This is a genomic window from Phaeobacter sp. LSS9 (genome assembly GCF_003443595.1).
GTDB classification, from domain to species: Bacteria; Pseudomonadota; Alphaproteobacteria; order Rhodobacterales; family Rhodobacteraceae; genus Phaeobacter; species Phaeobacter piscinae.
On record NZ_CP031956.1, the window covers coordinates 21,938 to 42,938 of the forward strand.

Below are 21,001 nucleotides of genomic sequence, written 5' to 3' on the forward strand. Positions count from 1 at the left end.
CTTACCGGGGCTCCTGAACAAAGGCTGAGGTTGCATAGAGGCGGATCCGGCCGTCGGCGTCATTGTCCATATCGTCAGCCAGGCCCCAATGGGGGAACACGGGCTTCATGGCCATACAGGCGCGGATGAACATCAGTTCGTTGGAATCGCCGGTGACAAAATTGCGCACGGGCTGCACGTCCTCAACCCGGTTGATGCAGTCGGGAACGGGATCAACCGGCGTCCAGGCATAGGGGTCAACCTGTACCATTTCGAGCCGCAGCGACGTGCCGCAGTTGCGGATAAATCCGGAGCGGCGGCAAACCTCGTCGCGGATCTCATTGTGTTGCTTTGGTACGCCGGTTGAGAGGCGCAGGCCCCGCACGGTCTGATCCAGCGCCCGTTCCAGCATGGACTGCTGAATGGTGATCATGCCGAGTTCCACCGTGTTCATCAGCAGAAACAGAAAGGCGGGGATCACAATGGCAAATTCCACTGTGGCGTTGCCATCCTCGCGCTTGCGAAACAGGCGCAGCGCGCGGCGCAGCCGGCTGGCCGTCTGATGTGGAGTGCGACGGGTCATTGTGTCAGCCTCAGCTGGCGGATCGACGTCGCGATGGAGGCAAAGGCGTCGCGGATCTCAAGCCCGCGCACATCAAAGTGATGAGCATCCGAGCTGGCACAATCCTTCAGCACCGCGGTGCCGCTGCTGGGCGCCTCAAAACCGATGGTGTAGACAACGATGCCCTGGTTTTTGGCGGCGTTGCAGACCGCGCGGGTGCGGGCGTTTTTGGTGCTGGTGTTCCAGTAGTCATAGACGCCGTAGTACCAGACGCTGCGCGCCGAAGACTGGCCCATCCAGTCGCCATAGAGGTACTTGTAGAGATACTTCAGCGAGGTTTCACCAAACAGTTCGCCCCAGCTCAGGCGTTTGACATTCTCAGGCTCTCCCTGCTCATCCTGCCACCAGCAGCTGTAGCTGCCGCATTTGCGATAGCTGCCCTGACCGTAGGCGTGATCTTCCCAGCGGTTCATGCGGTCCCACCAGTATTTGTCGCGTTGCGGATCATAGAGTGAGTAGCGCGGGTTCGATCCGGTGGCGGCAGAGTTGTACCAGACGTCGGAGGATCCTTCGCGGTGGTCGGACTCGACATAGTACTGGTTGGTATTCTTGCCGTCGGTCATCAGCACGATAACCTTGACCGTTTCGTGGTCATTGAAGGCCGCAGGGCGATTGTTGAACGTTGCGGGCACCATGGCGCCGCCGCCCGATGCCAGCGCGCTGATGGCGGGACGCGCACTTGGGTCGAGCAGGGCAGTGCCCCATTTCATGCCAACATCGATCGATGTGTTGCCTTCTGCCTGAAGGCCGTCAATGAAGCCTTTGAGCGTGTTTGCATCTTTCTGGAACGGCAGAATTTCACGGTTGGCACTGTCTTCGCAGGTCGGGCTGTCCAGCGGGTTTGCGCTGGCGCGGTAGTCACTGCCGGACCAAACGCTGAAGTGCATCGTCCGGTCCAGTTCCTGGGTGGTGGACAGGGCGGTGGTCTGAAAATGGCTGCCGACAAAATTCACGCAGTTGGAATAGGCGTGCTCATCCGTGGTGTTGTACTGATCCATCAACTCGGTCGGCAGGCTGACCTGTGTGGCGTAGGGGATGATGGAGATCGACATCTTGTTGTCGATGGTATTGGCGATCATCGTATCGACGAAGTCTTTTGCCGCAACCTTGAGGTTGGCCAGACGGCTGTTGCTGCGCATCGATCCGGAGACATCCAGCACCAATGAGATTTCCAGCCCGTCGATGCTTTCTTCGGCGCGGGAGGTCGCATAGAGCGGCATGTCCTGCCCGCTTGAGAACTTCAGCATGTGGGTTTCAAATGTGGTGTCGATGGTGCTCTGCACCTTTTTGAACCCAAGCCCGGTTTCAGCCACCGGAGGTGTGTAGTATTTATTGAGACCCGCCTTGCTGAGATAGTCCTGAACCACCGCCGCAGGCGGCAGGGGCTGGTCAAGATCGGCCGCGGCCAAAACTGCGCGGTCGAGGGTATATTGCAGGATGGTGCGGTCCCGTTCCATGCGCATCAGATCAACGCCGATCCCGCCAACGGCCAGCATCGACAGCAAGAAGCCGACCATGGGTTTCAGCAGCACGCCCGAGTCGTCTTGCCGGAAGGCGCGCAGCTGTGCCCCGCTGCGGATGCAGGCGGTCAGGCAGGCCTGTCTGGCCGCGATGGATATCTTGTCAAAACGCATAGTCATGTGTCGAACCCCCAGCCGCTTAACCCCCCGGCGCAGCGCCATCAGAAATGGAATTTCACACTTATTAATGCTTTATGAAGGTGGCGGAATTGGGGCGTATACCGGACCAAATCGCGCGCATTGTCCTTGATTTTAACGGTAATGCGGCGCCTGTGCGCGGGTTGTTCGGGGTGCGTCAACAAACCGGAAGCGACCTGCAAAACGGGGCGACTCAGTCAAATGTCGCATGCCTTCAATTTGCCTAATATTGATTCTTTTTGCGCGGGAATGGTCAAAAAGGTCGCACCTTCTTAATCCAAGAGTCATAGTGTCGGGACACTATCTCACTGAGTCGACGCAGAAGCACGGAGTACAGCCGATGAGCAGTGCAACAGAACCCAGTTTTCGCCAGAGTGTGGACCTGATGTTCAACAGGGCGGTGTCCCTGATGGACTTGCCACCGGGCCTGGAAGAGAAGATCAGGGTTTGCAACGCGACCTATACTGTACGCTTTGGCGTGCGGCTGCGGGGGGGGATCCAGACCTTCACCGGGTATCGTTCGGTGCATTCCGAACATATGGAACCCGTGAAGGGCGGCATCCGCTATGCGATGGGCGTGAACCAGGATGAGGTTGAGGCGCTGGCGGCGCTGATGACCTATAAATGTGCGCTGGTTGAGGCGCCGTTTGGCGGCTCCAAGGGCGGGTTGTGCATCGATCCGCGCCAGTATGAGGAGCATGAGCTGGAGCTGATCACCCGCCGTTTCGCCTATGAGCTGGCCAAACGCGATCTGATCAACCCCTCCCAGAACGTTCCGGCCCCGGATATGGGCACTGGCGAGCGCGAGATGGCGTGGATTGCCGACCAATATGCGCGGATGAACACCACCGATATCAACGCCAAGGCCTGTGTGACTGGCAAGCCGCTGAATGCGGGCGGTATCGCTGGCCGGGTCGAGGCGACGGGCCGCGGCGTGCAATATGCGCTGCGCGAATTCTTCCGCAACCCGGAGGATGTGGCCGCTGCGAAGATGGACGGGTTGCTGGATGGCAAGCGCGTCATCGTTCAGGGGCTCGGCAATGTGGGCTACCACGCGGCGAAGTTCCTGATGTCGGAAGACGGCGCCAAGATCACCGCCGTAATCGAACGCGATGGCGGTCTGATTGACGAAAACGGTCTTGATATCGAAGCGGTGTTCCAGTGGATCGCCAGCAATGGCGGCGTTACTGGCTACCCGGATGCGCGGTACGTCGAAAACGGCGCGCTGCTGCTTGAAGAAGACTGCGACATCCTGATCCCGGCGGCGCTGGAGGGGGTGATCAACCTCACCAATGCGGCCAACATCAAGGCGCGGCTGATCATTGAAGCGGCGAATGGCCCCGTCACTGCGGGCGCGGATGAGATTCTGCGCGACAAAGGGACCGTGATCATTCCCGACATGTACGCCAACGCGGGCGGTGTGACGGTGTCCTACTTCGAATGGGTGAAGAATCTTAGCCACATTCGCTTTGGTCGGATGCAGCGCCGTCAGGAAGAGGCGCGTCACCAGCTGGTGGTGGATGAGCTGGAAGCTCTGTCCGAAAGCCTGGGCAAGACCTGGACGCTGAACCCCAAGTTCACCGAGCGCTATCTGCGCGGGGCGGATGAGCTGGAGCTGGTACGCTCGGGTCTGGATGACACCATGCGCACGGCCTATCAGTCGATGCGGGAGGTCTGGCACGGCCGCAACGATGTCACCGATTTGCGCACCGCCGCTTATCTGGTCTCCATCGATAAGGTTGCCAAGAGCTACCGCGCCAAGGGGCTCTGACAGGCGCAGAGGCACCGCAGCATCAGCTGGACTAACAGGAGGCGGGGTTTCCCGCCTCTTTTTTATTGGCGGACCGGGTTTTAGTGAGCCGCCGCAGAGTGACTGCGATTTGGCGGCGGTTTGCCCTGTGATCACGGGAGAAGTTCACCGGATGCAGTTTTGCCGCAACCACCGTCAATGGTTGGGGGAAGAACGCGGTCCCACGCCTGATCTTGTCGAACTGCGACCCTTTGTTCCTTCGCGAGGTCGGCATTAGTACTAGACAGACATGTCCTGAACATGGTGCTGATATCATCAAGATGACGTCCGGCGCGGCGCGCGTGGGGCTGGTATCCGGGCGCAGATCGCGCCAGACTGTCGCTCAGGCGGCGTCCGCGACCCTGTCCGACCACACGTGGCGGCAGGCGGCGGCTCCGACGGGACGAGAAGGGGGCGGGAATGCGATTTTCTGGCTGGCGCGTGCTGCGTGAAGGGCTGACAGGCAACCGGGGCTGGCAGGGCCATTGGCGTGACCCGGATCCGAAACCGCAGTATGACGCGGTGATCATCGGGGGCGGGGGCCATGGGCTGGCGACCGCCTACTATCTTGCCAAGGATCACGGCATGACCAATATCGCCGTGCTGGAGCGTGGCTATATCGGCGGTGGCAATGTGGGGCGCAACACCACCATCGTGCGGGCAAATTATTATCTGCCGGGCAACTCTGAGTTCTACTCCCATTCCCTGAAGCTGTGGGAGGGGTTGGAACAGGACCTCAACTATAATGCGATGATGTCGCAGCGTGGGATCTTGAACGTGTTCCACAATGATGCGCAGCGTGACAGCGCCGTGCGGCGCGCAAACGCGATTATCAATCAGGGCGATGACGCCGAGATCCTGTCCCGCGATCAGCTGCGCGATATGGTGCCGCTGCTGAATTATGCCAACAATCGCTTTCCCATTCAGGGGGCTCTGGTGCAGCGCCGTGCGGGCACGGCGCGCCATGATGCGGTGGCCTGGGGTTTTGCACGGGGTGCGGATCAGCGCGGTGTTGATATCCTGCAGAACTGTGAGGTGACCGGCATTCGGACCGAAGGCGGCAAGGTCATCGGAGTTGAGACCTCCCGTGGTCTGATCCGCGCGGGCAAGGTGGCAATGGCCGCAGCCGGGCGGTCCAGCCAGGTGGCCGCGATGGCGGGCCTGACCCTGCCGATTGAGAGCCATGTCTTGCAGGCTTTTGTCACAGAGGGGCTGAAGCCGATCATTGATCATGTGCTCACCTTTGCTGAGGGCCATTTGTACATCAGCCAGTCCGACAAGGGCGGGTTGGTTTTTGGCAGCTACCTGGATCTCTACGCGTCTTATGCGGCACGGGGGAATCTGCCGATGGTGGAACACACGATGGAGGCCTGCATGGCGATGTTGCCCGCCATCGGCAAGGCGCGGCTGCTGCGCAGCTGGGGTGGTATCATGGATATGACACCGGATGGCTCACCCATCATCGACCGGACATCGATCGAGGGGCTCTATCTCAATGCGGGCTGGTGCTACGGCGGCTTTAAGGCGACGCCGGCCTCTGGGCAATGCTATGCACATCTGATCGCGATGGACCGCCCCCATGAGGCGGCAGCGGGGTTCCGGCTGGACCGGTTTGAAACGGGCCGTGGTCTGATGGATGAGGAGGCGACCGGTGCGCAGCATAATCTGCATTGATCCCAGCATTCCCGAACGAACACCAGTGGCCGCCGCAGAGGCGGGGATGAGTATTTTTGGAAAGGTGAAAGGGCGTCAACCATGAGGATTACCTGCCCCCTATGTGGTGAGCGTGACCGGCGCGAGTTCTATTACCGCGGGGCTGCGCTTGCGGCGCCCGCAGAGGGCGACAGTCCTGAGGTCTGGCATGCGCATGTCCATCTGCGGGACAATCCCGCCGGCCCGGTTGAGGAGTGGTGGTATCATCAGCAGGGCTGCGGCAGCTGGATCCGGGTTCGGCGGGACACGTCCAGCCACGAAATGCTCGCGGCCCAGTTGGCCACATCCGGGGAGGAGGGCTGATGCGGATCGCGGGCTGGGAAGGCGCAGCGGAGGCGCGCGAGGTTGGCTTTTCCTTCAATGGGCGCGCCTTAAGGGGGCGGGAAGAGGAGCCGCTGGCGGCGGCGCTTCTGGCCAATGACATTCATCTGGTGGGGCGGTCGTTCAAATATCACCGCCCACGCGGCATCCTGACCGCTGGCAGTGAGGAGCCAAACGCGCTGGTCACGGTGGAGGAGGGGGCCGCACAGGAGCCCAATCTGCGGGCCACCACGCTGTCCTTATATGAAGGACTTGCGGCACGTAGTCAGAACTGCTGGCCGTCGGTTGGGTTTGACGCCATGGCAGTGAACGATCTGGCAGCGCCGTTTCTGGGCGCGGGGTTCTACTATAAGACCTTCATGTGGCCGGCGGCGTTCTGGGAAAAGATCTATGAGCCGATCATCCGTCGCGCCGCCGGGCTGGGGGCATTGTCTGGTGCGCCGGATGATGCGACCTACGAGAAGGCCTATGGGTTCTGCGATCTCTTGGTGATCGGGGCCGGGCCTGCGGGGTTGATGGCGGCGCTGACGGCGGCGCGGGGTGGCGCGGATGTGATCCTGTGTGACGAGGATAGCACCCCGGGCGGAAGACTGTTGAGTGAGCGGGAAACCATCGCGGGGCAGCCTGCGCGAGAGTGGGTCGCCAATGCGGTGGCAGAGCTGGACAGTCTGGACAATGTGCGCCGTATGACCCGCACCACCGTGACCGGGGTCTATGATCAGGGCACCTATGGGGCGCTGGAGACACCGCCGCCGCAGGCAGGAGCCGCGCCGCGCGCCTGTTTCTGGCGGCTGGTGGCCAAACGGGCGATCCTGGCGGCGGGCGCGTTGGAGCGGCCTGTGGCCTTTGCCAATAATGACCGACCTGGGATTATGATGGCTGGGGCCGTGCGCAGCTATCTCAATCGTTGGGGCGTGGCGCCGGGGGAACGGGTGGCCGTGTTTGCCAATAACGATGACGCGCACCGCACGGCACAGAATCTGGTGGCGGCGGGGGTGCATGTGGCGGCGGTGATCGATAGCCGCCATGACGCCCCGCAGAGCCCTGATTTCCGGGTGATCCGGGGGGCACAGGTCTGCAATGCCTCTGGGCGACAACGGTTGGAGAGCCTGACCCTGCGCTCCGTCTCGGGTGAGGAAAAGTTGCAGGCCGACTGCCTGGCGATGTCCGGAGGCTGGAATCCGACGCTGCACCTGACCTGCCATCTGAACGGGCGGCCTCGCTGGCGGCGGGACCTTGCGTGTTTTGTGCCGCAGGACGGTGCGGTCCCCGGGCTGGAGCCCGTGGGGGCCTGTCGCGGACGGTTTACCACCGCGGCGGCCTTGCAAGATGGCGCTGAGGCGGGCGCGCGCGCGCTTGAGGCATTGGGCAAGCGGGCGGTTGCGGCAGAGGTGCCTGAGGCAGAGCAGGCTGAGTATCGCATCTCCCCACTGTGGTCGGTGCCGGGGCGTGGGCGCGCCTGGGTTGATTTTCAGAACGATGTCACGGTCAAGGATATCTGTCAGGCCGGGCGCGAGAACTTCCGCTCGGTCGAGCATATGAAGCGCTACACCACCCAAGGGATGGCCACGGATCAGGGCAAAAGCTCAAACGTGGTTGCGCTGGCGGTTCTGGCGGAGGCTACGGGGCGCAGTATCCCCGAGACCGGCACCACCACGTTCCGCCCACCTTACGTGCCGGTGCCGATCGGCGTAATGGGGGCGGGGGCCGAAGATCAGGGCTTTGCGCCCCGGCGGCTGCTGACCTCGCACCGGCTGGCGGAGGATATGGGCGCCCATACGATGGAGGTGGGGCTTTGGTATCGGGCCAGCTACTTCCCAAAAGCCGGCGAGACCCATTGGCGGCAGTCCTGTGACCGCGAGGTCGGGTATGTGCGCAATGCGGTGGGGGTCGCAGATGTCTCCACCCTCGGCAAGATTGATATTCAGGGACCGGATGCGGCGCAGCTGCTGGATTATGTCTATGCCAATGGCTTTGCCAAGCTGAAACCGGGTCGGGTGCGCTACGGTCTGATGCTGCGCGAAGATGGGTTTGTGATGGATGATGGCACCACCGCCTGTCTGGCGCAGAACCACTATGTGATGACCACAACCACCGCCGCCGCTGGGCAGGTCATGGCGCATCTGGAGTTCGTAACCCAGGCATTGCACCCCGATTGGGATGTGCGGATCAATTCCGTGACCGAGCAATGGGCGCAGTTTTCCATCGCCGGTCCCAAAGCGCGCGCGTTGTTGCAGGATCTGCTTGGCGCAGATTTTGTGGCTGAGGACTGGCCGTTCATGGCTTGTGGTGAGATCGCGCTGGGTGAGATTTCCGCGCGGCTGTTCCGGATCTCCTTCTCGGGTGAGGAGGCTTATGAGCTGGCGGTGCCGGCGCGCTACGGTGAGAGCCTCTTTGGCGAGTTGCTGCGCCGGGCCGAAGCGCTGGGCGGTGGGGCCTACGGGTTGGAGGCCCTGAATGTCCTGCGGATTGAAAAAGGGTTTCTGACGCATGCCGAGATCAATGGCACGGCGACGCTGCATGATCTGGGGTTTGATGGAATGTTGCGCTCCGGTAAGCCCTGTGTGGGCCGCGAGATGGCATTGCGCGCAGGGTTGGTCGACAAAACCCGCATGCGGCTGGTGGGGATCAAACCCACCGGTGCGGTGCAGCAACTGACAGCCGGGGCGCATCTGTTTGACCCGGAGGATCCGGTCACGCGGGTATCTGATCAGGGCTATGTGACCTCGGTCTGCTATTCGCCGACATTGGGCCATATGATTGGTCTGGCGCTGATCAAGGCTGGCCCGGACAGGATCGGTGATCCTATTCGGATGGTGGATCACACGGCTGGCCTGGATACGCTGTGCGAGATTGTGGAGCCAGTGTTCTTTGATCCGGAAGGGGAGCGTGCCCGTGGTTGAGTTGAGTGCAAAAAAAACCTGTGCCGGGCTGCTGCCCTTAGAGGTCGGGGCGCTGTCGCTGACTGAAGCGCCGGATGAAGAGAGGACGACGCTGGCGCCCTATGCTGGGCAGGCGGGCGCGCTGTCGGCTGCCTTGGAGGCGGCGCATGGGCTGCGCTGGCCGGGACCGAACCGCAGCCATGCCAAAGCGGGCGCGCGGATTATCTGGTTTGGCCGAGAGATGGCCCTGCTGAGCGGCGTCCGGCCGGATCCAGCCCTGGTCGAGCATGCTGCACTGACCGATCAGAGCGACGGTTGGGCGGTGGTCCGGCTGGAGGGGGCGCAGGGAGATGCGGTGCTGGCACGGCTCTGCCCGGTGGATCTGCGGCCAGCTGTGTTCAAACGCGGCCACACGGTTCGCTGTGAGTTGAAACATATGGCGGCATCCATCACGCGGCTTGGGCCAAAGACCCTGCAGATCATGGTGTTCCGCTCCATGGCGGAGACACTTGTGGATGATCTGAAAACAGCGATGGAAGCTGTCGCGGCACGGGGGTAATCTCTCTGGATCACCAACTGATTCCGGGAGTCATCTGTATGATCCGTCTTGCCCTTGTCGCGGCATTGCTGGCAACGCCAGTCTATGCAGCTGAAAAGAAAGAAAAAAGCTGCAAGTATCAAGGGCAGGTCATGGCGGCGGTGCAGCAGGCGCGGCTGGACCGGGTGAAGCAGGCGGAGGTCAGCCAGACGATTCTGGCCAGCGATCCCAGCTGGCCGGACCAGTACAGCAAGGCCATCCCGCAACTGACGGCCCATGTCTACAGCCTGCGCAAGCGCGATCTGCGCAATACGGATCTGGGCGCGTTGATGGAACAGCAGTGCCTGGAAAACTGGGATCAGATCCAGAAGATGAAAAAGCAGCTGCAGAGCAACTGAGATGTCGCTTCCCCCCGGTTTCCTTGACGAATTGCGCACCCGCGTCAGCCTCACCCAGGTTGTCGGGCGCAAGGTCATGTGGGATCAGCGCAAATCGAACCAGGGCAAGGGCGACATGTGGGCACCATGCCCGTTTCACCATGAGAAATCCGCCAGCTTTCACGTCGATGACCGCAAGGGGTTTTACTACTGCTTTGGCTGCCATGCCAAAGGGGACGCGCTGAAATTTGTGCAGGAAACCGAGAATGTCGGCTTCATGGAGGCGGTGCAGATTCTGGCGCAGGAGGCGGGGATGGAAATGCCCGCCCGTGATCCAAGGGCGCAGCAGAAACAGGATCACCGGGCCCAACTGGCCGAGGTGATGGAACAGGCCGTGCGGTTCTTTCGCCTGCAACTCAACACGCGGGCCGGGGAGGGCGCGCGCAGCTATCTGGCGCGACGCGGGCTGAACGGCCCCGCACTGGAACGTTGGGAAATCGGCTTTGCGCCGGAAGGGTGGCAGAACCTCTGGGATGCGCTGCGCGGCAAGGGCGTGCCGGAAGAGTTGATCATGGGGGCAGGTCTTGCCAAACCGTCCAACAAGGGCGGCAAACCTTATGACACCTTCCGCAACCGGATCATGTTCCCGATCCGTGATGCGCGCGGGCGGGCGATTGCCTTTGGCGGGCGGGCAATGGATCCGCGCGACAATGCGAAATATCTGAACTCTCCGGAGACGGCGCTGTTTGACAAGGGGCGCAGCCTTTACAATCACGGGCCTGCGCGCACCGCCTCCGGGAAATCCGGCCAGCTGCTTGTTGCCGAAGGTTACATGGATGTCATCGCGCTGGCCGAAGGCGGCTTTGAGGCGTCAGTGGCGCCTTTGGGCACGGCAATCACTGAAAACCAGCTGCAAATGCTGTGGCGGATCGCGGATGAGCCGATCATTGCGCTGGATGGGGATACTGCAGGCCTGCGCGCAGCGATGCGTCTGATCGATCTGGCCCTGCCTCTGTTGGAGGCGGGGAAATCCCTGCGCTTTGCGCTGATGCCGGAAGGCAAGGACCCGGATGATCTGATCCGCGCCGAAGGGCGCGAGGCCGTACAGGCGGTGCTGGATCAGGCGATGCCAATGGTGCGGCTGCTGTGGCAGCGCGAGACCGAAGGCAAGGTGTTTGATAGCCCGGAACGCAAGGCGGCGCTGGACAAGGCGCTGCGCGACAAGATCCGGCTGATCCGCGATCCGTCGATCCGCCGCCACTATGGTGAAGACCTGCAGGATCTGCGCTGGGAGTTGTTTCGCGGGGGGCGCTCGCGGGAGGATCCTGCCGGGTCCGGTCTGGATCTCGGCCTCGATTCCGCGCCTGACCCTGGTTTTGATCCGGGGGGCAGGCCCGCAGATGATCCCGGTTTTGGAGCAGATTACGACGCTGGGTACGACCCGGGGTATGATCCGGCGGGCTACGATCCGGGGTATGATGTCGGCTATGATGCTGGGCCCTACGATGCCGGGGCCGCGCCAGCGGGTGTGCCTGCCGGTCGGTCCGACTCATCGGGCGGTCAGGGCTATGCAGGCAAGCAAGGTGGCTATGCGGGCGGCAAATCCCGCAAGGGCAGTGGGTTTCGCGATGGTACGCGCATGCCCTGGCGGGGCAAGAACGCCCCACCGCAGCCGCTGGAAACCACGCGCAACTCTCTGCTGGCTGGTGGCAGCGAGGAGTCGCTGGTCCGGGTGCGCGAGGCGGTGATCCTGGCCACGGTGATCACCACCCCGGCCGTCATCGCCAAATATGAGGTCAATCTGGAGCGCATGGCCTGTATCGGATCAGATCACGCGCTGCTGCGCGATCTGGTGCTGCGCCATGGCGTGGATGCGCCCGAACGGCTGAAAGAGGAAATAGCTGCAGCTGCCGGGGCGCATGCCCTTGAAAACCTCTTTGCGCTTCGCCATGTGGCAATCAGCCCCTGTCTGCGCCGTCCCGGTGACGTTGAAGTGGCCAGCCTGACCCTGGCGGAGGAGTTTGCCAAACTGGAGGCGAGCCGTGGGCTCGACGCCGAACTGGCCGAGGCGGAGGAAGATTTGGACGGGCTGGCAGATGAAGCCGTGACATGGCGGCTGGGGCAGGCGGCAGAAGCCCGCAACAAGGCCGTGCGCAGCGAGAATGAAGACCGTGCGCAATATGATGTGGGGGAGAACGGAGCGCGTCTGAACCGTGAGGAACGCGACGCTTTCGGAGCCCTGTTGGAACGAATTGGCTACTCCAAGAAGTGACCGCTGCGCCGCAGTGAGTCGTTTTGCTAAGGAAGAGCGAAAGAAAAACGGGTAAACCGGGTGACGAATCAGCGGATCGCGATAATGATTCGCGAAACCGAATCGCCCCAGCCCCTACGAGGAGCATTGAATGGCCGCCAAAGATACCGACGACCGCAAACCTGACGATCAGGAGCCCGAAATCTCTCTCGACATGAGCCAGGCTCAGGTCAAGAAGATGATCGCCGAAGCGCGTGAGAAGGGTTACATCACCTATGATCAGCTCAATCAGGTCCTGCCGCCGGATCAGGTGAGTTCGGAGCAGATCGAGGATGTGATGTCCATGCTCTCCGAAATGGGCATCAACATCATCGAGGATGAGGAAGCCGAAGAGGAAGAGCAGAAAGGCTCGACCGAACTGGTGACCACCGAGAGCAACCGCGAAGTGGCGGTGGCCGGGGCGGCAGCTGAGAAGCTGGACCGCACCGACGACCCCGTGCGGATGTATCTGCGCGAGATGGGATCTGTCGAACTGCTGAGCCGTGAGGGCGAGATCGCCATCGCCAAGCGGATCGAGGCCGGTCGCAACACGATGATCGCAGGCCTCTGCGAGAGCCCGCTGACCTTCCAGGCGATCACCATCTGGCACGATGAACTTCTGTCCGAAGATATTCTGCTGCGCGATGTGATCGACCTTGAGGCGACATTCGGCAACCAGCTGGATGAGGATGGCGAGGTGAGCGAGCCGGTGGTGGATACCTCCGCCGTGGCCGCGAACAAGCCCGCCGCCAAGGAAACCGGCCCGGAGCTGGATGCCGACGGCAATCCGATTGCCCAGGACGATGACGACGACGAAGATGATCAGGCCAATATGTCCCTCGCCGCGATGGAAGCGGCGCTGAAGGACAAGGTGCTGACCACGCTGGAGCAGATCTCCTCGGACTACGCACAGCTGAGCGAGATGCAGGACAGCCGGATTTCGGCCACCCTGAACGAGGATGGCTCCTTCAGCGAACGCGACGAGCAGGTCTATCAGTCCCTGCGCGCAGAAATCGTGCTGCTGGTGAACGAGTTGCACCTGCATAACAACCGGATCGAAGCGCTGATCGACCAGCTCTACGGGATCAACCGTCGGGTCATGTCGATCGACAGTTCCATGGTGAAGCTGGCAGATCAGGCCCGCATTAACCGCCGTGAGTTCGTCGAGGCCTATCGCGGTCGCGAGCTGGACCCGAACTGGTTGGCTGAGATGGGCGAAAAGCCCGGGCGCGGCTGGCAGATGTTTGTCGAGCGGTCGACCGAGAAGGTTGAAGAACTGCGCGCTGACATGGCCCAGGTCGGTCAATACGTTGGTTTGGATATCTCTGAATTCCGCCGCATTGTGCAGCAGGTTCAGAAGGGCGAAAAAGAGGCCCGTCAGGCCAAGAAGGAAATGGTCGAGGCCAACCTGCGTCTCGTGATCTCCATCGCCAAGAAATACACCAACCGGGGCCTGCAGTTCCTTGACCTCATTCAGGAAGGCAACATCGGCCTGATGAAGGCGGTGGATAAATTCGAATATCGTCGCGGTTACAAGTTCTCGACCTATGCGACCTGGTGGATCCGTCAGGCGATCACCCGTTCCATCGCGGATCAGGCGCGGACCATCCGTATTCCGGTCCACATGATCGAGACCATCAACAAGCTGGTCCGTACTGGCCGCCAGATGCTGCATGAAATCGGCCGCGAGCCGACACCGGAAGAACTGGCCGAAAAGCTGCAAATGCCGCTTGAGAAGGTCCGCAAGGTGATGAAGATCGCCAAGGAGCCGATCTCTCTCGAAACCCCGATCGGGGACGAGGAAGACAGCCAGCTGGGTGATTTCATCGAGGACAAGAATGCCGTGCTGCCCTTGGACAGCGCCATTCAGGAGAACCTCAAGGAGACCACCACTCGGGTTCTGGCGTCGCTCACCCCGCGCGAGGAACGGGTTCTGCGGATGCGCTTTGGTATCGGTATGAACACCGACCACACGCTGGAGGAAGTTGGCCAGCAGTTCAGCGTGACCCGCGAACGGATCCGTCAGATTGAGGCCAAGGCGCTCAGGAAACTGAAGCACCCGAGCCGCTCGCGCAAATTGCGGTCGTTCCTCGACCAGTAACAGTGATGCGGTTGCATCAAAGCAAAAGGCGTCCCACTCGGGGCGCCTTTTTTTGTTGCGCGTGTGCAGGGTTGCGCTGGATGCGGGGCGAAATACAGGGCGCTTGACGACATACCGGCAGGTTGGTGTGTTAACCATTCCTAACGGTCAGCAATTGTTTTCGGCCTGCGAGTACCTAAGTTACCAACATATTAATTTCGCGATATCGGAGGGGGTCCAATGCCGCAAAATTCGAATTTGAACGACGCACTCACCGTGTTGGATGATAAACTTAGATCGCTCAGCGCGCTGACCAAAGCGAATGCATTTTTGGTGGATATCATGCGCAAGGATCGCGCGTTGCTTGAGGAGCTGGACGCCCCAGCTGCCCGCGCCATGTTGATGGACCGGGCCTGCGCCGCCTTCGGCGAAGAGGCTGGTGAGGCGGCGGACCCGGATGTTCTGGATGTGTTGGCCACGGCCCTAACCGAAGGGCAAACCGCTGAAATCATACCCTTTCCCACTGAGCGCCGCCACTAAGCCGGGTGTTCTGCCGACGGCACTTGTGATGTCGTTGCAACCACCCGGACGGGATGTGATCCACGCCCGGATGGTATGCGACAGATAAGGTCTGCGACTGCTGGGTCAGCCGGTGGGCATTAGGAACACTTCGCGCACGGCGTTGCGCGGATCAGCCTCCAGTGCAAAGACGACGGCATCGGCCACATCTTCGGGTTTCAGCTTGTCGGGCTTGGCCTCATCAAAGAAGGCAGTGTCAACCATGCCCGGTGCAACCACCGTGCAGCGACCGCCCCATTCCTTCATCTCTTCAGCAAGATTGCCACCGTAACCATGGACAAACCATTTGGAGGCGCCGTAGATTGAGCCGGGGATGTGCACGCGCCCTGCTGCCGAGCCGGTCAGCACCATGTGGCCCTTTTGACGTTTCAGATGCGGCAAGGCGGCCTTGGCGGTGTAAAGCAGCGCCATGATATTGATATGCACCATATCATGCCATTCAGCCGGATCCCCCTTCTCCGTGCCGGGTGTGTTCAGTCCGGTGCCTGCATTGGCAAAGGCAGCGTCCACTTGGCCGAAACTGTCGCGAAGATGTTGCAGGGCGGCAACCTGATCTTCGAACTTCGTTGCATCGCCGGGCAGGACCAAGGCGCCATCGCCCAGTTCTTCGGCAAGGGTGTGCAATTTGTCTTCGGAACGGGCAAACAACCCGACATTCCAACCTGCCTTATGGGCCGCACGGGCGGTTGCCGCGCCAATGCCGCTGGAGGCGCCGGTGATGAACAAGGTTTTCTGAGCCATGAAAAGATCCTCTCGCTTTGGGTGTTTGGCTGCTCAACGCGGTGACCAGGTGTTTGGTTGCGCCGCCGCGGCAAAGTGGCGTTGCCTCGGTGAAAGTGATCAGTTGTGACTGGCCGCACCGCTCGGTATCTGGAATCCTGCCTTTGGCCTCCTATCTCAAGACTGAGACCTATTTTGCACGCTTTGCAGTGCCGGCCGGGTTGGCCTGAAGGTTTCAGTCCGGACGCGCGGCAGATTAACTTATTCAGGGATTGGCATCATGCGACTACTTTCTTTACCCCTTGCAGCGACGCTTGCGCTCTCAGCTTGTGCAGAGGCAGCGCCGACAGCCCATGTCACCCCTGACCGGGCGCGGGTTTTTGCGCTGTCTGATGGCCAGTTCGAAGTGGCCCCGCCGCAGGGCGCTGTTCGTTCGGCGTTCTGGTGTGGGGCTGCCGACTACGCCCGCCGCGCATTGGGCGCTGGCTGGGGGCAGGACATTTACGTCGCCCGTGGCCTGGGCGCCGGGGTCGCTGTGAACCGCAAATCCACCGTGCATTTCACGCTGACACCGGTTGCGAGCGAGCGTGGCGACAGCTGGCTGAAGCGGACCAACGCCTATCGCGTCGGCGACCGGCTGAGTGTTCAGCAGGCTGACCACCAATGCACAACTGCTTTTACCCGCTTCTAAGGATCACAGTGGCCCCGAACCAGGAGGTTGCCCATGCGTTTTCTTTCCCGTTTGACCTCCCGCCTTACCAAAGTAGCGGGCCGCATTATTCCTACCTCAGGTGGACGGATTCTGGGACCCGTAGGCGCCGGGCTGGTTCTGATCGCCCTGTCGACACCGGCCTTCGCCTTTCGCGCCATCAACCGGCTGGAGGTGGTGCCCGCCGGGACCGGGCAGTTTGAGGTGATTGGCCGGGCCGGAGCCTTGAAATCAGACTATTGGTGTGCCGCCGGAGACTATGTGCGCAAATCCCTGGGGCTGTCCTGGCAGACGAAGATCTACGCCGTGGACGGTATCGGTCCCAGCGCCACCACTGGTGCCCGCTCTGCCGTGCGCTTCACGCTGGATCCGGCGGCCGCCGGGGTGACGCCCTTTACCGGCAATTGGACCGGCGATATCCTGACGCCGGGATATGCGTTCCGCGCCAATGCGGCTTATGGCAAGTGCGAAGATTGGATTTTCCCCTTCCGCAGCCGCAACTAAGGCGCCCAGATCAAGGCAATCAGGACCAAGGGCAGAGGCCATGCAGGCAGAGTTCACCGTCACAACCCGTGGCCAGGCGCTGTATGAGATAACCGACCAAATCGCCCCTTGGGTGCAGGAGAGCGGGCGCAGCGAGGGGCTGCTGACGCTCTTTGTGCAGCACACGTCCTGTTCGCTGTTGATCCAGGAAAACGCTGATCCGGAGGTGCAGGGCGATTTGCTGGCCTATCTGTCCCGTTTGGTGCCTCCGGCCTCCGATCCGTCGATGGCTTATCTGCGTCATACCTATGAAGGGCCGGACGACATGCCCGCCCATATCAAGGCAGCGTTGTTGCCGGCCAGCCTGTCCATCCCTGTGCGCGATGGGCGCCCTGCTTTGGGTACCTGGCAGGGTATCTACCTGTTCGAGCATCGCGACGCGCCACACAGCCGCAGGGTGATCGCGCATCTGGTCTAGGCCCCGGCATCTTGTGGTCGCAATTCACCTCTACCCAAACCCTAGAGGCTGCCATATAGTTGTGGATAAGGGCGCAGCGGCGTCCCGTTGACCGGCGGACTGGAACAGGGGGGACAGCTGATGCGCTGCCCATTTTGCGGAAATATCGACACCCAAGTAAAAGACTCGCGCCCTGCTGAGGATCATGTCTCGATCCGCCGACGCCGGTTCTGTCCGGCCTGCGGCGGTCGGTTTACCACCTACGAGCGGGTGCAGCTGCGTGATCTCGTTGTGATCAAGACCAATGGAAAACGTGAAGATTTCGACCGCGACAAGCTGGAGCGTTCGATCCGTATTTCCATGCAGAAACGCCCGATTGAACCGGAACGCATTGACCAGATGATTTCGGGTATTGTGCGGCGGCTGGAAAGCATGGGCGAGACCGATATTCAGTCCAGCAAGATTGGTGAGATCGTGATGGAGGCGCTGGCCCGGATCGACACCGTTGCCTATGTGCGCTTTGCCAGCGTTTACAAGAATTTCCAGGCGGCGGATGATTTCGAGGATTTCGTTCACGAACTGCGCCCGCCGGTGGCGCCGGAAGAGTGAGCCCCGCAGAACGGGCGCGGCCCGAGGACGCGAGGTTCATGTCGCTGGCATTGTCACTGGGGCGGCGCGGGCAGGGGAACTGCTGGCCGAACCCGGCGGTGGGCTGTGTGATTGTGCGCGACGGACGCATCGTTGGCCGTGGGTGGACGCAACCGGGCGGGCGTCCCCATGCTGAACCGCAGGCGTTGCAACAGGCCGGGGCGCTGGCGCGCGGCGCAACCGCCTATGTCTCGCTTGAACCTTGCTCCCACACCGGGAAGACACCGCCTTGTGCGCAGGCCTTGATCCACGCCGGTGTCGCGCGTGTTGTCGCCGCGATTGAGGATAGCGACCCGCGTGTTTCAGGTCATGGGTTTGCGATGTTGCGTGACGCAGGGGTCACGGTCACCACCGGGGTCTGTTCAGATGCGGCGGCGCGGGATCATGCCGGGTTCTTCCTGAAGACCGAACAGGGACGTCCCTTTGTTACCCTGAAACTGGCAAGCAGTTTTGACGGGCGTATTGCCACCGCAACAGGCGAAAGCAAGTGGATCACCGGGTCGGTGGCGCGGCGGGCCGTACATGCCATGCGGGCGCGCCATGATGCGGTGATGGTGGGCGGCGGCACCGCGCGGGCCGATGATCCCTCGTTGACGGTGCGGGATCTTGGCGTGACCCATCAGCCGGTTCGGGTGGTGATTTCGCGTCATCTGGATCTGCCGCTGATGGGACAGTTGGCGCGCAGCGCGCGCGACATTCCGGTCTGGATCTGCCACGGTGCCGGAGCCGACACTGAACGCCTGCGCGCCTGGGAAGGGTTGGGGGCGGTCTTGCTGCCCTGCGCGGCGGACGGGTTGCAACTGGACGCAGGCGACGTGCTGCAGCAACTGGGACAGGCCGGGCTGACACGGGTCTTCTGCGAGGGGGGCAGTGCGCTTGCGGCCTCGCTTCTGGCGCAGGATCTGGTGGATGAGTTGATCGGGTTCACCGCAGGGCTGGGTATCGGCGGCGATGGCTTGTCTTCGATTGGCGGCCTCGGGCTGGACACATTGGTCGAGGCGCCGCGCTTTGATTTGCTGGATGTCCGCCCGGTCGGGGCTGATATCCAGCACCGCTGGACGCGCTCCCTGCGCGAGTAGGGGCAGGCGCCCACTGCCAAAGGCCCCCTCAGTGCGCGCAGATCAGCGCCACAGGTGGGCGTAGGTGGCCAGCAGACCCTGAAGCTTGGCCAGTGTTCTGTTGGCGGCGCTCGGCTCGGGGATTTCTCCTTTGGCCAGTCGCTCAACCACCAGTTCCACCTGACAGGGCAGGCCGCTGACTGGATCCACATAACGCGGGTAGTCGATCAACGTAGCGTGCACCAACCCCATCAGCGAGGGGCGTGCACGGCGACGGGCCACCGGGACGGCTCCCAGATCCGTGGTCAGACCCCAACCGGCATAGAAGGGCGCGCCAACCGTCGTGACCTTCACCCCGCGCAGCAGGGCCTCAAACCCCATCAGCGACGTCATCGTCCAGACCTCATGTACCATATCCAAGAGCGCCATCGGATCGCTGTCGGGAACCACCACATCCGCCAGCTGCTCTGCGGCGATGCTGCCACTACGCAGTCCGGCCTCTACATCGGGGTGGGGTTTGTAGATCAGCACCGCGTCCGGATTTGCAGCGCGCGCGGCACGTAGCAAATCGGCGTTGGTCGCGATTTTCTCACAGCCCAGCCGCACCGAGGCATCATCGGCCACCTGTCCCACGACCAGCACCCGATGCCCCTCCGGCAGGTCCGGCACCGTGCCGCCAAGGTTGTATTTCGACAGGCTGTCCTGCACCAGTCGCTTGGTCAGGGCTTCTGCGCGCTGTTGCTGCTCCGGCGTCAGGGTGGTGCGGGCCGCGATCAGATCCTCCAGATCGCTGGGCTGGTGGGGGTCGTAGTAGATCCCCTGCCGGTCCACCACCAGCGACAGCGGCGGGATCAGATCCGCGCCCAAGCCGCGCGACCGCAGGAAGCCATCCTCGACACGATGAGCGCCGGGAGATTGCCCGGTGCTCGTGCGTCCGGCCCAGATCATCCAGTTGCGCCCGCTGGCCTTTGCCGTTTTGGCGCTGTTGCTAAACCGCAGGCGCCGGTAGCGGCCAAAGAAATTCTGTAGCGGGTGACGTTTCCAGAGCCGCATGCCGGAGGCAATCCAACCGGCGCGGTCCTGCTGCCAGGCGCGGGTCTCTGCCTCCAGCGCGTCGATCACCTCCTCCAGCTCGCAAAGGCGGTCGTGGTGGGGGCTGTACCACGTGGGATAAAGGATCATCGCGGCTGCAAACAGCTGCGCGCGGGTCAGGCGGCGCTGGCGCCGGGTGATGGGGAATTCATCCTCGCTGAGGCCCCAGCCAGCGTAGAAGGGCTGGCCAAAGATACGGGGCCTGTGGCCGCAGAGGATCGCCTCAAACCCCATTTGCGACGATACAGTATAGACAGCGATTGCGCCCTCCAGCAGCGCCCAGGGTGACACCGGCGCGTCAAGGATTTCAACCCGGCCCTGCGCGTCTGCTGCGCTGTAGTAGCCGGGGCGGTGGCCTGCGCGGTCTTCTGGGTGGGATTTGATGATGATACGGGCGCCAGGATGTTCGTCCTGGGCGTAATAGAGCATCTCTTGAAATCGCGCGTGATCGGTGCCCTCGAACGGGGTCGAGGCACGGACGGAGGCATCGCCACGAGCCTGATCAATCACCAGCACGTAACCGGGATCAGGGACCGGTGCCTGCGGTGAATAGGCGTTGTATTTGCTCAGATGGGCGTCTTGCAGCCGTGCGATGGCGCGCCGGGCGCGCCGCATCAATGCGCTGTCATCCAGTGGGTGCGAGGCCAGCAGCTGCTCCAGATCGGAGGGGGTTGCAGGGTCAAAATGTAACCCGGAGCGGTCCAGTAACAGCCCCAATGGCGGCTCTCCCGTGCGGCCGGGATGGATCGAGCGGAGAAAGGCGTCCTCGACCCGCAACAGCTCACAGCCCTGGGCCTCAGCCACAGCATGGCCACGATGGGCGGTATCAGCATTGCCCCAGACCGCGACCAGATCATCGGCGGTTGGTTTGCCGAGGCGCAGGTCGTACCCGGCCAGTGACAGGATGCGCCGCAGCCGCTTTTGACGCAGGAAGCCGGCGTTGTAATAAAAAAGCCGGGAGCGCGCGCCCCCGGCCTTGGTCGTCGGGTATTGTCCCGTCATGTCA

Annotated in this window: 18 protein-coding genes; 14 read left to right on the forward strand and 4 right to left on the reverse strand. The window is 62.0% G+C overall.

What is annotated here, in order from left to right; genetic code table 11:
* Position 1 precedes the first annotated feature (1 nt).
* Positions 2 to 562 carry a TadE/TadG family type IV pilus assembly protein gene (locus tag D1820_RS00130; RefSeq protein ID WP_040173671.1) on the reverse strand — a complete coding sequence of 187 codons (561 nt, stop codon included), beginning with the start codon at positions 560 to 562 and terminating at the stop codon, positions 2 to 4.
* On the reverse strand, positions 559 to 2,241 hold the full coding sequence (locus D1820_RS00135) for a pilus assembly protein TadG-related protein (protein ID WP_118069927.1): 1,683 nt from the start codon (positions 2,239 to 2,241) through the stop codon (positions 559 to 561). Before D1820_RS00135 ends, D1820_RS00130 begins: the two co-directional genes overlap by 4 nt.
* Before the next feature lie 358 nt (positions 2,242 to 2,599).
* On the opposite strand from D1820_RS00135, the gene D1820_RS00140 reads away from it, so the two are divergent.
* From D1820_RS00140 to D1820_RS00180, 9 genes are all read left to right on the forward strand, one after another.
* Positions 2,600 to 4,030 (forward strand): Glu/Leu/Phe/Val dehydrogenase, encoded by a 1,431-nt coding sequence (locus D1820_RS00140; protein WP_118067476.1) that lies wholly within the window; start codon positions 2,600 to 2,602, stop codon positions 4,028 to 4,030.
* Between the two features lie 438 nt (positions 4,031 to 4,468).
* The gene (locus D1820_RS00145; protein WP_118067477.1) at positions 4,469 to 5,722 is read left to right on the forward strand and encodes a sarcosine oxidase subunit beta family protein; all 1,254 of its coding nucleotides are present in this window, start codon (positions 4,469 to 4,471) and stop codon (positions 5,720 to 5,722) included.
* Positions 5,723 to 5,803: 81 nt separating this feature from the next.
* The gene (locus tag D1820_RS00150; protein WP_118067478.1) at positions 5,804 to 6,064 is read left to right on the forward strand and encodes a sarcosine oxidase subunit delta; all 261 of its coding nucleotides are present in this window, start codon (positions 5,804 to 5,806) and stop codon (positions 6,062 to 6,064) included.
* Positions 6,064 to 8,985 (forward strand): sarcosine oxidase subunit alpha family protein, encoded by a 2,922-nt coding sequence (locus D1820_RS00155; protein ID WP_118067479.1) that lies wholly within the window; start codon positions 6,064 to 6,066, stop codon positions 8,983 to 8,985. The genes D1820_RS00150 and D1820_RS00155 overlap by 1 nt, the downstream gene beginning before the upstream one ends.
* Positions 8,978 to 9,523 carry a sarcosine oxidase subunit gamma gene (locus D1820_RS00160; RefSeq protein WP_118069929.1) on the forward strand — a complete coding sequence of 182 codons (546 nt, stop codon included), beginning with the start codon at positions 8,978 to 8,980 and terminating at the stop codon, positions 9,521 to 9,523. The genes D1820_RS00155 and D1820_RS00160 overlap by 8 nt, the downstream gene beginning before the upstream one ends.
* A 38-nt stretch (positions 9,524 to 9,561) precedes the next feature.
* The gene (locus tag D1820_RS00165; RefSeq protein ID WP_118067480.1) at positions 9,562 to 9,900 is read left to right on the forward strand and encodes a hypothetical protein; all 339 of its coding nucleotides are present in this window, start codon (positions 9,562 to 9,564) and stop codon (positions 9,898 to 9,900) included.
* A gap of 1 nt (position 9,901) precedes the next feature.
* The gene (dnaG, locus tag D1820_RS00170; protein WP_118067481.1) at positions 9,902 to 12,151 is read left to right on the forward strand and encodes a DNA primase; all 2,250 of its coding nucleotides are present in this window, start codon (positions 9,902 to 9,904) and stop codon (positions 12,149 to 12,151) included.
* Between the two features lie 130 nt (positions 12,152 to 12,281).
* The gene (gene rpoD, locus D1820_RS00175; RefSeq protein WP_040180881.1) at positions 12,282 to 14,270 is read left to right on the forward strand and encodes an RNA polymerase sigma factor RpoD; all 1,989 of its coding nucleotides are present in this window, start codon (positions 12,282 to 12,284) and stop codon (positions 14,268 to 14,270) included.
* 219 nt (positions 14,271 to 14,489) lie between these two features.
* Positions 14,490 to 14,789 (forward strand): hypothetical protein, encoded by a 300-nt coding sequence (locus D1820_RS00180; protein ID WP_096868444.1) that lies wholly within the window; start codon positions 14,490 to 14,492, stop codon positions 14,787 to 14,789.
* Between the two features lie 105 nt (positions 14,790 to 14,894).
* On the opposite strand, the gene D1820_RS00185 is transcribed toward D1820_RS00180, so the two are convergent.
* Positions 14,895 to 15,569, reverse strand: a complete 675-nt coding sequence (locus D1820_RS00185; RefSeq protein ID WP_096870869.1) for an SDR family oxidoreductase — start codon at positions 15,567 to 15,569, stop codon at positions 14,895 to 14,897.
* Between the two features lie 259 nt (positions 15,570 to 15,828).
* Between D1820_RS00185 and D1820_RS00195 the strand changes: the two genes are divergently transcribed.
* From D1820_RS00195 to ribD, 5 genes are all read left to right on the forward strand, one after another.
* Positions 15,829 to 16,239 carry a hypothetical protein gene (locus D1820_RS00195; RefSeq protein WP_096788819.1) on the forward strand — a complete coding sequence of 137 codons (411 nt, stop codon included), beginning with the start codon at positions 15,829 to 15,831 and terminating at the stop codon, positions 16,237 to 16,239.
* Between the two features lie 33 nt (positions 16,240 to 16,272).
* Positions 16,273 to 16,761 (forward strand): hypothetical protein, encoded by a 489-nt coding sequence (locus D1820_RS00200; RefSeq protein WP_118067483.1) that lies wholly within the window; start codon positions 16,273 to 16,275, stop codon positions 16,759 to 16,761.
* A 40-nt stretch (positions 16,762 to 16,801) separates the two neighbouring features.
* A complete protein-coding gene (locus D1820_RS00205) occupies positions 16,802 to 17,218 on the forward strand; it encodes a secondary thiamine-phosphate synthase enzyme YjbQ (RefSeq protein WP_118067484.1) in 417 nt (138 codons plus the stop codon).
* A gap of 120 nt (positions 17,219 to 17,338) precedes the next feature.
* Complete coding sequence (gene nrdR / locus D1820_RS00210) at positions 17,339 to 17,806, forward strand: transcriptional regulator NrdR (RefSeq protein WP_014873994.1); 468 nt, start codon at positions 17,339 to 17,341, stop codon at positions 17,804 to 17,806.
* 38 nt (positions 17,807 to 17,844) lie between these two features.
* Entirely contained in the window at positions 17,845 to 18,924 is a 1,080-nt protein-coding gene (gene ribD / locus D1820_RS00215; RefSeq protein WP_118067485.1) for a bifunctional diaminohydroxyphosphoribosylaminopyrimidine deaminase/5-amino-6-(5-phosphoribosylamino)uracil reductase RibD, read from the forward strand.
* 42 nt (positions 18,925 to 18,966) lie between these two features.
* Here the strand turns inward: ribD and D1820_RS00220 are convergent, their stop codons facing one another.
* Complete coding sequence (locus D1820_RS00220) at positions 18,967 to 20,997, reverse strand: capsular polysaccharide biosynthesis protein (RefSeq protein ID WP_118067486.1); 2,031 nt, start codon at positions 20,995 to 20,997, stop codon at positions 18,967 to 18,969.
* Positions 20,998 to 21,001 lie beyond the last annotated feature (4 nt).